Annotated in this window: 11 protein-coding genes; 8 read left to right on the forward strand and 3 right to left on the reverse strand. The window is 56.6% G+C overall.

The features are described 5' to 3' along the window. Nucleotides 1-43: 43 nt before the first annotated feature. Genes tagH through tssI form a run of 3 tightly spaced genes read right to left on the reverse strand, consistent with a single transcriptional unit; the run spans nt 44 to nt 4,294 of the window. A complete protein-coding gene (gene tagH, locus FIV03_RS21625) occupies nt 44-1,762 on the reverse strand; it encodes a type VI secretion system-associated FHA domain protein TagH (RefSeq protein WP_152510932.1) in 1,719 nt (572 codons plus the stop codon). A 21-nt stretch (nt 1,763-1,783) separates the two neighbouring features. Continuing rightward, nucleotides 1,784-2,380, reverse strand: a complete 597-nt coding sequence (locus FIV03_RS21630) for a hypothetical protein (RefSeq protein ID WP_152510933.1) — start codon at nt 2,378-2,380, stop codon at nt 1,784-1,786. A 51-nt stretch (nt 2,381-2,431) separates the two neighbouring features. Beyond that, entirely contained in the window at nt 2,432-4,294 is a 1,863-nt protein-coding gene (gene tssI / locus FIV03_RS21635) for a type VI secretion system tip protein TssI/VgrG (protein WP_152510934.1), read from the reverse strand. A gap of 361 nt (nt 4,295-4,655) precedes the next feature. Between tssI and FIV03_RS21640 the strand changes: the two genes are divergently transcribed. From FIV03_RS21640 to tssG, 8 genes are all read left to right on the forward strand, one after another. Continuing rightward, nucleotides 4,656-5,360, forward strand: a complete 705-nt coding sequence (locus FIV03_RS21640; RefSeq protein WP_168686947.1) for an OmpA family protein — start codon at nt 4,656-4,658, stop codon at nt 5,358-5,360. A gap of 116 nt (nt 5,361-5,476) precedes the next feature. Then, nucleotides 5,477-6,760, forward strand: coding sequence for a type VI secretion system ImpA family N-terminal domain-containing protein (locus tag FIV03_RS21645; RefSeq protein WP_173013904.1), 1,284 nt, complete (start codon nt 5,477-5,479; stop codon nt 6,758-6,760). A gap of 271 nt (nt 6,761-7,031) precedes the next feature. Further along, a complete protein-coding gene (gene tssB / locus FIV03_RS21650; protein WP_022999366.1) occupies nt 7,032-7,586 on the forward strand; it encodes a type VI secretion system contractile sheath small subunit in 555 nt (184 codons plus the stop codon). Beyond that, nucleotides 7,587-9,110 carry a type VI secretion system contractile sheath large subunit gene (tssC, locus tag FIV03_RS21655; protein WP_022999367.1) on the forward strand — a complete coding sequence of 508 codons (1,524 nt, stop codon included), beginning with the start codon at nt 7,587-7,589 and terminating at the stop codon, nt 9,108-9,110. It abuts the gene before it with no gap. Between the two features lie 204 nt (nt 9,111-9,314). Next, nucleotides 9,315-9,800, forward strand: coding sequence for a type VI secretion system tube protein Hcp (locus FIV03_RS21660; protein ID WP_022999368.1), 486 nt, complete (start codon nt 9,315-9,317; stop codon nt 9,798-9,800). A gap of 144 nt (nt 9,801-9,944) precedes the next feature. After that, nucleotides 9,945-10,496, forward strand: a complete 552-nt coding sequence (gene tssE, locus FIV03_RS21665; RefSeq protein ID WP_152510936.1) for a type VI secretion system baseplate subunit TssE — start codon at nt 9,945-9,947, stop codon at nt 10,494-10,496. Next, a complete protein-coding gene (tssF, locus tag FIV03_RS21670) occupies nt 10,493-12,490 on the forward strand; it encodes a type VI secretion system baseplate subunit TssF (protein WP_152510937.1) in 1,998 nt (665 codons plus the stop codon). Before tssE ends, tssF begins: the two co-directional genes overlap by 4 nt. Then, entirely contained in the window at nt 12,487-14,064 is a 1,578-nt protein-coding gene (tssG, locus tag FIV03_RS21675; protein ID WP_152510938.1) for a type VI secretion system baseplate subunit TssG, read from the forward strand. Before tssF ends, tssG begins: the two co-directional genes overlap by 4 nt. Nucleotides 14,065-14,071: the final 7 nt, after the last annotated feature.

Here is a 14,071-nt window from a genome sequence, read left to right on the forward strand (position 1 = left end):
TTAACACTTTCGCGCCTTCGCGCTCTTAAAACTGGCAAAGGTCTTAATTCATCAGTCCGGAGCTCTGCTCCGGATCGTCACTGCTCAATTCTTCATAACCTTCGGTAAAGTATTGCGTGAAAAGCCCGACCACGCCATCGTCGTACGAACCGGACAAGGAACTCCAGCGTTCCTGAATCCGCTCCCATAGCTTGGCCTTCTGGTTACCGAAGGTACTCTTGGCGACCTGGCCTTCTGCTTCGATCGCCTTGGGGGAAAGCTTTTCTTCAAATCTTCCTGCAGCCTTCTGCATGGCTGCATAGGTCCAGACATGATGTTTCTGGATGTCCTTGAAAGCAGCCTGCATGGCCTTTGAAATCGGCAAATACCCGTTTTCTTCCGCTCCTGGGGCCAGCATCGTCTGCAATGCCATTTGCGGTGTCGGAGAAAACTTCAGGGCATTGTTCCCGCTGCGCATGATAAGCGTGCGGTTGGCGTTCCGGGTCATGGCTTTCACCTGACTGCGTGCCTGCAAAAGACCCATCAAGTCGCCGGTGATGCCTTGCAATATGGCCCCGACTTCCCTGGCAAATTCTTCTGGATCGCGGCCGGCCAGCGTTGCAGCCGGGATACCGGCTCCTTCGGCGAATGCCTTGATAAAATCAACATTACCCACTGGAATGTTTGCCGGCTCAACATCACCCTTCGCAACCGCCGCTGTGTCTGCCTTCGCTGGTTCTTGCGAGGCAACAACAGGCATGGCCGCAGGTGCAGATTGCTCCACTGGAGCCGGTTGTTCAGGCTGTGGCTCCTGGACAATTGTCGGCTGTGTTTCCTCAGCCTCTGGCGCACTCCAGACAGGCGCTTCGGGAAACGGCGACGCTGTGGGCTCTCCTGCAGGTGGCGGAGCAGATTCGGCCACTGGTTGCTGGCTTGGTGCCTCTGGTTGAAGATCGGGCATCTGGAAAAGCGGCTCAGCACTTTCCTGCGCCGGGGTTTCAGACAGCGCCGGAAACGGAGATTGCGCTTCAGGTTCCGGAAAGCCGAAAAGCGGCTCTGCGGGCGCGGCTCCGGCAGATTGAAGATGCGGTTGCTGGGCAAGATGATCGAGCGGGTCCGCCTGGGCCGGTCGAGGGGCTTCGCGTTCGCCGATGTGCGCATTCGGATCGTACAGCGAAGGATCCGCCGTGCCCCAGCCGTGTCCTTGCTGGCTCCAGACATCATCTGCCGGCGTGCCTATGCCAGGATTGGAGGACGGCGGTGCGTGTCGCCCTTCCATGCCCGCTCCCGGTGCAGCCCAGGGCCCGCCCTGATTTTCCATTGGGTAGTGACCGGGAGCCGCGCCCGCCGGACCAGGCCCCGTAGGCCAGGAGGAGCCTCCGGATGTAGACGAGGTTTGCGGTGCGTCCCAGGGCTGCGGAGCAGCGGCGGCGACTGGTGCAGCGGACATGGCTGGCTGCCCGGATCCGGCTTCCAGCGATACGACGATGATGTAATCGCCAATCATCAGCCGATCGCCGGAGCGCAGCACATGTGCCTTGTCCATGCGGGTCTGGCTGCCATTGAGGAAAGTGCCGTTTGTCGAATAGTCGTAAAGAACGAAATTCCCGCTTTCAAAGCGCACTTCGCAATGCTTACCGGAAATCATCCGCTGGGGATCAGGGAGGCTCCAGTCCAGATGTTCGTGCCGACCAATGTCGAAGCCTCGGTCGGCACAGCTGTATGATAGCTGACCGCCGGTCTCCAACCGGTCAACATTTTCAATCTGGAGCGTTATGCGCATTCCCACGTTTCCTCTTTGCGCTTAGGAAAAGGCTGACGAAGAGCTGCCGACGGTCACCGCAGGCATCGTCCCACCTCCGGCGAAGGACAGCCCGGCAGACAGGCAAGATTTCAGGGCCTCATCCCGTTTGGCAGGCTCAAGTGTTCCAAGCGCAATCAACACAGCTGTATTTACGGCCTTGGCCGTCAGGTCGTCCGGCATGTCCACCCGATGCTCGGGGCTGGGCGAGAGGGATCCGCCAGACCAGCCTGCAGCGAGACCGATCCAGACGGACGCGCTGTCCTTCTTGGCGGCCTCAGCCGCCGCGTGAACCGCAACACGGGCATCTTCATCCCCCTCGCGGACCCAGGTCTCGCTGAGTTTAAGAACCTGCCGGTCATCCTCGTTCTTGGCCTGATCCAAACCGGCAACGCAGTTCATGCCCCACCAGACCGATTCCCGTTTCGGCAGGATATGAGCGAAATAGGCGATCGCCGACAGCGGTGCCTCGCTTTTCTGCAATTCCAGAGTATAGGCGTCCGGAGCGATATCTGTGGCCGGTTCGCTTACCGTTTCCGACAACTCCGGAAAAGTTTCAAATACCTGTCTAGCCTTTGTAAAGCGGATACGTGATCCCATCTGCTCTACTCCGTTTTTTCTCTTGGCCGCATTCGTTCAAGAACCGCAGCATCAATTGATCATTACAAGGCCGCCCTTGAGCTTCAACAACGCACTGCCTGTCACATTGGTCATTGTACCCTTGGCGTTGAGCATACCCGAAGCCACGATATCGATTTTCACCGACTCGATCTTGATCGAGGCAGGCGTCATGGTGATCTTGCTGGCGCCGCAAATAAACTCGATCTTCGTTCCGGCAGTTACCTTCCAGTTCATGCCGATATCTTCGGTCGTGTTTCGGCCAACCGATTCCGTTCGGTCAACGTCGATCTGAGTTTCGCGGCAGTTTTTGACATGCAGCATTTCGTTATTCTCGATAACGGTCTCCATGTCTTTTTGGGCATGAACTCCAACCAGCTCATTCCCTTTGGTGTCGTCGAGCACGAACTCGTTGTAACCGCCGCCGCCTACCGTTGAATCCGACTTGATGCCGGCTTTGTTTTTCTCGCCCGGCAAAGAATAAGGCGGCATGTTTTCCGCATTGTAGACTGTGCCGACGATGATCGGTTGATCCGGATCGCCTTCCAGAAACTGAACAATCACTTCCTGGCCGACACGAGGGATATAGATGCCACCCCAGTTCTTGCCTGACCACACTTGCGCCACACGAACCCGCCGAGACGCTGTCTTGTCGCGGTCCCAGTGAAAGGCGACCAGGATCTGACCGTATTCGTCCACATCGATTTCGCCTTGCCCCACGACTTTTGCCGTTTGCGGGCCGGGTATTCGAGGTTTGCGGGTGATGGCCGGTGTGCGGAACGTTATACTGGAAGGCAGAACGTCATATGTCCCGGTATAGGCTTCTCCCTGGGCCCCACCACCACCGGAGCGATATGCCTCGGTGATGATCCGATGGCTTGCACGCACGATCAGGTGCTCCACGTTCTGCGGTTTGTGGGGATGGTCGGCTAACGTGAACAGCCCCCCCGCAAAGAATCGCGGCACTTCGCCGGCTGTTTCAATTCGCTTGTCCGCAGCCTGTTCGGCTTCCATACGAATCTTGCTGAAGGTGCTGCCCTTGTCTTTTTCGGTGTACCTTCCCGGATAGTCATAATTTTCCAGAGACCCTGCCCGATATTTAGCACCTGCATCACGCTCGGCTTCCAGCAGCGCACTCGGTTTCTCGAAATCATAATCATTGACTGCAAACTTGCCGGTCCGAAACTTGCGCGTCGGAATCCAATGGTAAAGATGCTCCTTGTTCCTTTGACTGTCGCCGCCAAGAGCAATGTAGGGAATGGAGCTGTCACCAACGATCGGGCTGTAGGACGATTTGGCGTCCGCCAGAATCATGATGTGCTTGCCGTCCTTGTGCTCGAAGAAATAGGAAATTCCGAATTCTTCCATCAACCGGCAGCAGAAATCGTAATCCGATTCCCTGTACTGGACGCAGTAATGAATCGGATCATAGGATTCAGTCAGCTTGATCTGGAAATCGACGAAGTCATGCTCATTCAGGACGTTCTGAATGATTTCAGGCGCGGACATGTCCTTGAAGATTCGACAATTTGAGTTCTTGGTTAGCAGCCAGAACCAGGGGCGTAGCGTCAATTTGTAGATGTAATAGGAATCGCGATAGCCCATCCATTTCGCATCGGTCAGAAGACCGTCGAAATACCGCGTGTCTCCATTGTTGGTGACAACCTTCACCGTCATGGAAGTCGCTATGGCCTGGTCAAAATCCAGATCCTCTTTCTGACTCAGAACCTCAAGCCTGATCTCAAAATCTTCGCTGAGACCCTCGTCGCACTCGATGGTGACAACGGAAAGCTCATCCTTGCCAAAGACCGATGTCAGCTCGGCCATTCGGTTAGCTTGTTTAAGTTGTCCTACGGCCACGAAAGATCTCCTCGGAAATAACGCGGTTTTCTGCAAAAAGGCAGCCTGGCGGCTACCACGTTTCAGACACTAAGGCGTTTCCGGCAAAAATAGTGTGCTCAAGAACACACTTGATGCAAATACTTTGAACTTCAAACCCTTTTGTGAAGGAGGAGGCACTTGCCCCTTCCCCAAGTGCGGCTAAAAAACACCGCCTGCTGCTTTTAAATACTAACCCTGCTCACCGACGTCACCCCAACAGCTCTCCTCTTGCTTATTGCCGATAAAACGACATACTGACATCAAATCGCACTTTAGTGACTTTCGCCACACTATTATTCTTATCCATATGGCACGATCCATTTCGAAGCCCAAAGCGACATCGCTTTTGAACACTCCACAAGGGAGGATTGAAATCGTGACCCCTACTGTATTTTCGCTCGACCGGAACAATGCCGCTCGGACCGGCCTTCGCCGCGCTCTCCTGGCTGCTTCCGTTTCTCTCGCCATTGCCTTGCCGGCACTTGGAACCGCTCCGGCTTTTGCCCAGGACGCCACTTATTCGGCAGATGAAGTCAGCAAGCACTTCAAGCAGCTCAAAACGCGTTCACTGAAGCCGGCTGGCGGAACGCGAGCTCTTTGTATCGGTACTCGCGACGAATGTAATCCGAACGCCAAACCGGAAGAAGGCGGCCAGGTCGCAGTTTCCCAGGACGGTGCAAAGACCGAAGGTGGTGAAACGGAACAGACCCTTGTGGTCGATCCGGAAACCAACGCCATCGACGCTGCCTTCAACCTGCTGGTTTCGTTCGAATATGCCTCGGCCAAGCTCAGCACGTCCGCACAGGCCAACCTTCGCGAGTTTGCCAAGGGCATCAATGATCCCGACCTGGCCAAAGCCACATTCGTGATCGAAGGCCATACCGACGGAATAGGCTCGACCAACTACAACCAGCGTCTTTCCGAAGACCGTGCGCAGGCGGTTACGCAGTATCTTGTCAACCTCGGCGTCAGCCGGGACCGCCTGAAAACTGTTGCCTACGGCGAATCCCGGCCGAAGGTTGCAGATGTCAACGATCCGGCAAACCGCCGCGTTGAAAGCAAGCTGGTTCTCGAGCAGTAAAAATTCACACACCAGACATGCCGGACCGGAGCTTTTCCCGGTCCGGGTCTCCTGAACAATAACCGGGACCGATCCCGGACATACCACCGGAATGCATGCCGGGCTGGGGAGCACGAATGAATTTCGATCCGGAAACCTACGGCACTGAAGTAGCGCCGGGTGCTGGCTGCGGGCCGGACCTCTACGACACCGAGCCCGCCTTTGCCGCGCTTCTGGATTCGTGTGAGGAATTGCTGCCGGAGCGGTTCAGCGAATTCGACCGATCCGAGATCGACTTTACCGACCTCTTCAAGCAGATGGACGGCTTCCTGAAGCAGTCCAGAGACTTGAGACTGCTTGTCATTCTCGCGCAGTTCGGCCTGCTGAGCGGTCAAGTCCATACGTTTGCGAACTCGATACGCATCATTCGCAAACTGCTGGAGAACCATTGGGACGACGTCCATCCAAGCGATGCCGACTTCGGCCATATGGAACGAGTCGGAGCGCTCGAATCTCTCAACAACAGGCCCACGGTTGTTCTTCCGCTGGAAGCAGCGCCCCTGCTCAAGACCCGCCGGACGGGGCCCATCAGCTATCGCGCCATCCAGATTGCGGCCGGCGATGCCACGGCACGTCCGGATGAGCATACAATCTCTCTTGGCGCGATTGAGGCGGCACTGACATCGGGCGAACTCGAGCAGGACGCGATTGACGAGATCCTCAAGGACCTTGGAGACCTGCCGGACGAGCTCCAGACTATTGCCGAGCTGTGCACCGAAAAGCTCAAGGAGAGCGGTGCTAAAGCAGCTCCTCCCAATTATGAGGCCTTGACCACTCTCCTGAAGGAGATGAGTGCCGAACTGAACAAGCGGCTCGGACGCCTCTCCCCTGAAGAGACGGAGGCCTCTTCGTCTGAAGATACTGCAGCAGAGGCAGCAGCAGCCGACACGTCGCAGGCGTCTCAATCAGAAATCAAGAATGCCGCCCAGGCAAAACTGATTCTGGATGCTGTCGAGGACTATTTCGCCAGCCGCGAACCATCGCATCCGGCACTGTTTCTGGTACGCGAGGCTCGCGGCCTCGTCGGCAAGTCCTATCTGGATGCCTTGAAAATACTGATGCCGCGCAGGTTCGACGACGTAGCGCTGATTCTGGGTGCGAGCGGTTTACAGCTTTCCAACGACCGACTGATCGACCTGAACGACGGTGGTGACCGGGAACTGGGCGAAATTGATGATTTCGCAGTGATGGTGATCGAAAGCCGAAGTGACGCCATGAAGGGTATTGCGGCGGTCAAGGGTTACTATTCTTCCAATGAACCCACCAGCCCGATCCCCCTTTTGCTGGACGAGGCACAGAATATGAGTTCCGGTTCATTCACCGGTCTTCTCAACCTCTTCCTGAGGCCAGAGGAGGACTGATTCAACTGCCATTACAACCCCTATGTTACCTAGGGTTTTCAGCTTCTTACTTGACACCAATGGCCAACGGGTCCTCAATATTTCGAGAAAAAAATAAACCATCGATCATGTGACCGTGATCACTTCCCGTTCCCCAGAAACGCAGTACATAGATATCAACGAAACGCAGCGCCGACCGAAGTACAGCAATTAGCAAACAAGAGTTGCGCGCTAGTATTTGACTAAAATTGACCTTTTTTCTTCTGGGTCATGAAAATGAAAGGCGAGTACAATGGCATCGAACAGCGGGCAAGGCTTTATCAAGCGCAACAGACCTCCGCGGGTCCACATTTTCTACGAAGATCCGTTTGACGCGGAACAGAAGGTGGAACTGCCATTCGTCATGGGCATCATGGCCGATCTTTCCGGCGACAACCCTGGCGTGGAAAAAGCCGATATCGACGACCGCAAGTTCCTCGACATCGACATGGACAACTTTTCCAAGCGCATGGAAGCAATTGAACCTGGCACCTCCTTCACCGTGAAGGACAAGCTGTCCGGCGAAGAAAACTCCAAAATGAGCGTCCAGCTGCGTTTCAAGAGCATGGACGACTTCACCCCGGGACGTGTTGCCGAACAGGTTCCGGCACTCAAGAAGCTGCTCGATGCACGCCGCAGCCTGGCTGCATTGCGCACTATGATGGACGGACGTGTCCAGGCGATCTCCCAGCTCGAGGAGCTGACCCGGGACCCGGCCCTGATGCAGGCACTTGCTCAGAAAATCGAAGCCGACAAGGCATCGTCCGCCGACAAGCAGGCAGACGGCGACGGCACGGAGGAGGCATAAATGAGCAGCACCGATACCAGCGCCCAGGCAAGTGGCGCAGCAGCCGGCGAAGTCGCGGTTGAGAAGAGCCCCGAGGAGTTTGCCTCGATCCTGAAACAGAATTTCCGGATCAAGAACGAAAACGATACGGCCAATCAGCTGGTTGACAACGCCATGTCGACCTTCCTCGCCGAAGCCCTGTCCGATCAGGCGCTTATCAAGGAAGACGTCTACGACACGATCGATGAGATGATCGCGAAGCTGGACGAAAAACTGACGGCTCAGGTGAACGAGATCATTCACGCCGAGGAGTTCCAGACACTTGAAAGTGCCTGGCGCGGGATCGATTACCTCGTGCACCAGTCTGAAACCGACGCATCGCTCAAGCTTCAGTTCCTGAACATCTCCAAGAAAGAACTTGCAGGCGTGTTCAAGAGCTACCGCGGCGCCAAGTGGGATCAGAGCCCGCTGTTCAAGCAGATCTATGAAGCCGAATTCGGCCAGCTGGGTGGTCAGCCCTACGGCTGTCTCGTGGGTGACTATGAATTCTCCTACGACCCGCAGGACATCACCGTTCTGCGCGGCATGGCAAAGATCGCTTCGGCAGCCCATGCACCGTTCCTGGCAGCGGCCAATCCGCAACTGATGCAGATGGATAGCTGGACGGAACTGCCGGCCAAGCGTGATCTGTCCAAGATCTTCGATACGGAGATCCATGCCCAGTGGCGGACGCTGCGGGAATCCGAGGACTCCCGTTACCTTGGTCTGACAATGCCCCGCGTGCTGGCTCGCCAGCCCTACGGTGCGAAGTCCGACCCGGTGGAAGAATTCGCCTTCGAAGAAGAGTTCGGCGAAGACAGCCACGAGAATTACGCCTGGATGAGCTCGGCTTATGCCATGGCAACCAACGTCAACCGTGCCTACAAGGAATTCGGTTGGACTGTGCGCATCCGCGGCGTCGAAAGCGGTGGTCTGGTGGAAAACCTGCCGACCCACGTCTTTGAAACCGACGATGGCGGTGTGGACCAGAAGTGCCCTGCGGAAATCGCGATTTCCGACCGGCGCGAACACGAGATCTCCCGTCTGGGCCTGATCCCGCTGATCCACCGCAAGAACACGGACCAGGCAGCCTTCCTTGGAGCTCAGTCCGTCTTCAAACCGCGCCAGTTCTCCGGACCGGACGGCAAGGATGCAACGGCATCGGACAACCTGTCTGCCCGCCTGCCCTACATGTTCGCGACCACTCGTTTCGCCCACTACCTGAAAGTGATGGTGCGCAACAAGATCGGTTCGACCAAGGAATCGGCGCAGCTGCAGCGTTGGCTGAATGACTGGATCATGGACTATGTCGATGGTGATCCGGACAACTCGACCGAGGAAACCAAAGCGCGCAAGCCGCTGCGGGAAGCCAAGGTCACTATCGTGCCCGACGAGGAAAACCCCGGATATTACCGGGCCCAGTTCTTCCTTCGTCCGCACTATCAGCTGGAAGGCATGGACATCGGCATGAGCCTGGCGTCCCGCATTCCGCAAGACGGTAATTGATTTCACAAATTGCCGGCGGGGCGGCAGCCTGCCCCCCGGCATGCATCCCACGGGATGCAGCCCGGTTTTCCCGGGCGGAGGTACAAACAAGGTGCGCAAGCGCCTAGGGGTTTGGACCGCGAGGTCCGAGGTAGTTGTCAGGAATAGCAGAGTTTGAGCCAGGAACATTTACCTGGCCCTCAACAACCAAGAGGATCTATTAAAATGGCCGTCGATTTTTATCTGGAACTTGAAGGTATCAAAGGCGAAGCACAGGACAAGACCCACAAGGACAAGATTGACGTCCTTTCCTGGTCCTGGGGCGCTTCCCAGTCCGGCACCACCCACATGGGTTCGGGCTCCGGCTCCGGCAAGGCACACTTCCAGGATCTGAGCATCACCAAGTTCGTCGACAAATCCACCCCTGTGCTTCTGCAGCACGTGTCGACTGGCAAGCATATCACCAAAGGCACTCTCTTTGTTCGCAAGGCTGCCGGTGATAACCCGCTGGAATACATCAAGCTCGAAATGAAGGACATTATCGTGACCAACGTTTCGACCGGCGGCAGTGGCTCCGACGATCGCATCACGGAGAGCGTCACGCTGAACTTCGGTGAGTACAAATACATCTACACCGAACAGAAGCCGGACGGCTCCAAGGGCGCAGCCCCCGAGTTTGCCTGGGACATTGCAGCAAACGAAAAGAAATAAGGCTTCGGCCTGCAGGGCTGCCGCGCTTCGGCGCGGCAGCCTTCTTTGGTTCAGACCGGCGATGCAGACTTTCAACTTTCGAAGCGGCACCGCCACGGTCACACTTAGGAATTTCCGGGGCAGCAGTCAGCGTGGGCTTGGCCGATGGCTAAATCAAATGTGAAAATGCACTCCCCGCTGATGTGGGCCTTCCGTGCAATGGACGACCCAGACTACAAGGCCGCTCAGGACAGGCAAAAAGCAGCACAGAACGGCGCCAACCTCAGGTCCGGTCGGCGGCTTTCCAGATCCTACGGTGTTTCTGAACACACGCTGCTTTCTGAAGTCCGGCAAGATCTGCAGGCGCTCCTCAACACGGTCAACCTCAATTCCACTCAGGACCTTTCCGATTTTCCGGAAGTTGAGAGTTCGATCATCAATTACGGATTGCCGGACCTTTCTGTCCATATCGTTGACAGCGTTCGCATTGATCGACTTGCCGAAGACATCCGACAGGCCCTCATCCATTTCGAACCGCGCATGGACCCGCGCACGCTCAAGGTCGAGCGAGACGACAAGGTCGAAAGTGATACCTTCAAGGTAAGATTTCTCATCAAGGCAGAAATACGCTGCGATCCGATCCGGGTCGCGAGTGAATTCGTTGCCGACGTCGACCCTGCTTTCGGCCGTATCAAGATCATCGGGGCAACTGCATGAACCGGGAATTTCTCGACCTCTACAATCAGGAACTCACCTACCTGCGAGAACAAGGGGCGTCATTCGCGGAGGCCTATCCTGCTGTAGCAGAACGCCTGGGTGGGCTTCTGGAAGACCGTTCCGACCCAATGTTGTCCGGATTACTTGAAGGTACAGCCTTCCTGTCAGCTCGCGTGCAGCTGAAAATGAAGCATGAATTCGCCGAATTCACTTCCAACCTGTTCGAACAATTGTATCCGACCGCGCTGGCGCCCATTCCCTCTCTGGTACTTGCCCGCGTGACGCCGAAATATGGCGACGCGAATTTGCGCAACGGCATAAAGGTCGATCGCCATGCTCCCATGGAGGCCGTCTTCCGTGAACGCCAGGGAGAGGTTCGCTGCAGGTTCACTCTCACCTCTCCTATTACGCTGACACCCCTGGAGCTGACAGCTGCAAAGTATTTGAGCTCAGCTGCGCAGGTCTCCGGTCTCGGTGCGGAAATGGCTGAAGACAGACGCACGCGCGCAGGTCTGTCCATCACGTTCACACACCGCATGTCCGAGGATCCGGAAAACGAGGTTTCAGCCGAAGAAGCCTTGAAGAAACCTGAATACCAGGTGGCCGGCTGTCGGATCGATTCTCTTCCCGTTCGGTTGATCGGACCTCTGGATCTGGCCGCGAAGGTCTATGAACAGATCTTCGGACATACAATCGCGCTCTACATCCGTACCGAGGACGCCTTCGGTCAGGCCAGCCTGCAGCGCCTGCCCGTCGATGCCATCGAGCAGCTTGGTTTCGATGAAGAAGATTCCCTCTTGCACAACGATTTGCGCCTGTTCACCGGCTTTGATCACTTGCGCGACTATTTCAACTTTCCGCGCAGCTTCCTCGGGTTCCGTCTGAACGGCCTGCGCCGGTACCTGGATAGGGTCAAGGCAAAAGCATTCGATCTGGTCTTCGTGTTCGATGAAGCAGAAAACCGGCTGCCAGCTCACGTTGAACGCAAGATTTTCGCGCTTCACGCAGCGCCGGCCGTCAACTTGTTCGAAAGGCAGACTGACCGTGTGCCGATCAAGAAAGGACAGCACGAGTTTGCTGTCATCACGGACCGGACACGGCCACTGGATTATGAAGTGCATGCCGTCACTGAAGTTGCCGCCCACTTCTCAGGAGGCGAGAAACGTCCGGTTGAACCACTCTACAGCGTTGCACCAGACACTGAAAAAGCCGGTCACGAGTGGTTTTATACCATTCGCCGTTTGCCGCGACGCCAGTCGTCTTCTGAAATCCGGCGCATGCAGCCGAGCCACTACATAGGCACAGAAACCTTCATCTCTATCTCAAGCGGAGCACAGGCTGCCGCCCTGCTGCAAACCGGCAAGAAACGTCTTTCGGAACTATCACTGAAGGTATTGGCATCCAACCGGTCACTGGCCGCAGACCTCCCCGTGGGAACCAACCCGGACAAGTCCGAGATTGGGGATTTCCGCATACTGGAGGATATCGGTCTCAAGGTAGATTGTGTTGCCGGCCCGACATCGCCAAGACCGCCGCTTCTTTCCTACAATGAAAGACTAGGCGAACAGGGTCACGCCGGCGCCATTGCCTGGCGGCTCATTAACATACTGGCCTTGAACCATACCGGCCTTGTACACGATGCGGCAGGTCAGGACGGTCGGTCTTTCCGCGATGTGTTGAGCGTCTTCGCGCCACTTTCCGACAGTTCGGCAGACCGGCAGGCCCAGTCTGTTCGGTCGGTTTCGACAAGGCCAGTTGTGCGCCGCCTGCAACAGAAGTCCGGGACAGGTGTCGCCAGGGGTCTCGAAATCACGATCACGCTCGATGACAAGGCTTTTGAAGGGGCGAGTGCCTTTCTGATGGGGGCTGTCCTCGACCGGTTTGTCGCCGAATACGCTTCCATCAATCACTTCACGCAGTGCGTGATCGCAACGACCGAGCGCGGCGTTATCATGAAGTGGCCTCCGCGGATCGGCGCGAAAGGAATTCTATGAGCGGTCCGGCAGACAAGGATCTGACGAAAACCCGTGTTGCACGGGACAAGACCGTTGTGCCTTCATCCTCCCGGAAGGCCCCGGCATGGCCGACCAAAGAGCAGACGGCGACTGCAATCGAGTCTGATGAGAAGGCCGACGCTGACGATATCTGGACCGAAAAACCGCAGGACAACAACACACCTGAGGACGAGACAGAAGCGCCGACCACCAAATCGCTCGCGACTGAATCTTCCACGATCACATCGCCCGAACAAGCTGCTCCCTCGCCTGCCGGATCCCAACCAGAAACGCCTGCACAACAAATCGATCCTCCTGCGGAACCCCCTGCCGAGGGAACGGAAGAGGTGATTGAAGCGCAGACCGAAGAGACTGCGTCTGATCCAGCAGCTGAGGAAGCAGTTCCGGAAACCCCGCGTATCGAGGTGCCGGTCCAGCAGCAATACGCGTCGTTGCTTGCAGCCCTCGGAGACCGCATCGAGAAGCATCCAGGGGGACATGATCTGCTGGCGGTGCTGAGAATGCTCGAAGGCCAGACCGCTCCCGGAATTTCCGAAACCGGAATAAAACCGAAGAACGCCGATGAGCCCGCTCCACCCAGGATCGGTAAAAGCCGGCGCATGATGGAAGACATCGTTCGCTTCGGTCAGGACCCGTCCAGCGAATTCGCCACATCGACAATTGAGCGTGCGACAAAGGACGGTGACGGCGGCCTGGTCTTGCTGGAGCGCTTCCTTGGTTTGCTTGGGCCGCAAGGCGCTCTGCCTTCCGCCTATACCGATGAAGCGATCATGCGTGGGCTCAGAGGCGATGACAGTTTTCCGAGATTCCTTGACCTGTTCAACAACCGCTTCGTGCAGTTGTTCTACCGCGCGTGGGCCGATGCCAGACCGATCGTTCAACATGACCGGCCGGACGACGACCGGTTTCTTGCCTATCTCGGGTCGGCGATCGGCATCGGCACCCCGTTTTACCGGGACCTCGACAGGATCGATGATCGGCTCAAGCTGCTCTATGCGGGCCTTACGGCCCCCAAGACAAAGAGCGCCGCTCGTCTGAAGGCCCTCATCACGGGCGTTTTCGATGTCCGGGTAGAGATTGATCAGTGTGTCGGGACGTGGCTGCATCTGGACAAGGATGATCAGCTCAAGCTTGGAGGTTTCGGGCCAGGCGGTGCCGGGCAACTTGGCGCCGACACGATCGTCGGGTCCAAGGTCTACAGTGTGAGTGACAAGATCCGGATCAGGATTTTCACGAGCAGCCTGGAGGAATATCGGCAGTTTCTCCCGCCAACCCGGGCAAGACCCAATCCCTGGACAGAGAAGCTTTTCGACCTCATCGATTTTTATCTGGGTCTGGAAATCGAATACGAAATTGAACTTGCGCTGCCGAAAAGATGCGCATCCGCTGTCCGGATGGATGCCAACAACTCCGCAACGCTTGGACATATCGGCTGGCTGAAGCCTGCCGCTTCCGGCCCCGACGACGATACTGACCTGGAGGCCGAAGAAGAAGAAATGCTTACCGACACCCGTTTCCGGCCTGTGCGTCGCCACACCACAGTCTACCAATAGGTCTCAA

Source organism: Labrenzia sp. THAF187b (assembly GCF_009363375.1).
In the GTDB taxonomy this organism is placed as follows: domain Bacteria; phylum Pseudomonadota; class Alphaproteobacteria; order Rhizobiales; family Stappiaceae; genus Roseibium; species Roseibium algicola.

Coding starts and splice junctions, on each gene's coding strand:
- tagH (WP_152510932.1), bottom strand. CDS start 1,762: ATGCGCATAACGCTCCAGATTGAAAATGTTGACCGGTTGGAGACCGGC.
- tssB (WP_022999366.1), top strand. CDS start 7,032: ATGGCATCGAACAGCGGGCAAGGCTTTATCAAGCGCAACAGACCTCCG.
- tssC (WP_022999367.1), top strand. CDS start 7,587: ATGAGCAGCACCGATACCAGCGCCCAGGCAAGTGGCGCAGCAGCCGGC.
- tssG (WP_152510938.1), top strand. CDS start 12,487: ATGAGCGGTCCGGCAGACAAGGATCTGACGAAAACCCGTGTTGCACGG.
- FIV03_RS21645 (WP_173013904.1), top strand. CDS start 5,477: ATGAATTTCGATCCGGAAACCTACGGCACTGAAGTAGCGCCGGGTGCT.
- FIV03_RS21660 (WP_022999368.1), top strand. CDS start 9,315: ATGGCCGTCGATTTTTATCTGGAACTTGAAGGTATCAAAGGCGAAGCA.
- tssF (WP_152510937.1), top strand. CDS start 10,493: ATGAACCGGGAATTTCTCGACCTCTACAATCAGGAACTCACCTACCTG.
- tssE (WP_152510936.1), top strand. CDS start 9,945: ATGGCTAAATCAAATGTGAAAATGCACTCCCCGCTGATGTGGGCCTTC.
- FIV03_RS21630 (WP_152510933.1), bottom strand. CDS start 2,380: ATGGGATCACGTATCCGCTTTACAAAGGCTAGACAGGTATTTGAAACT.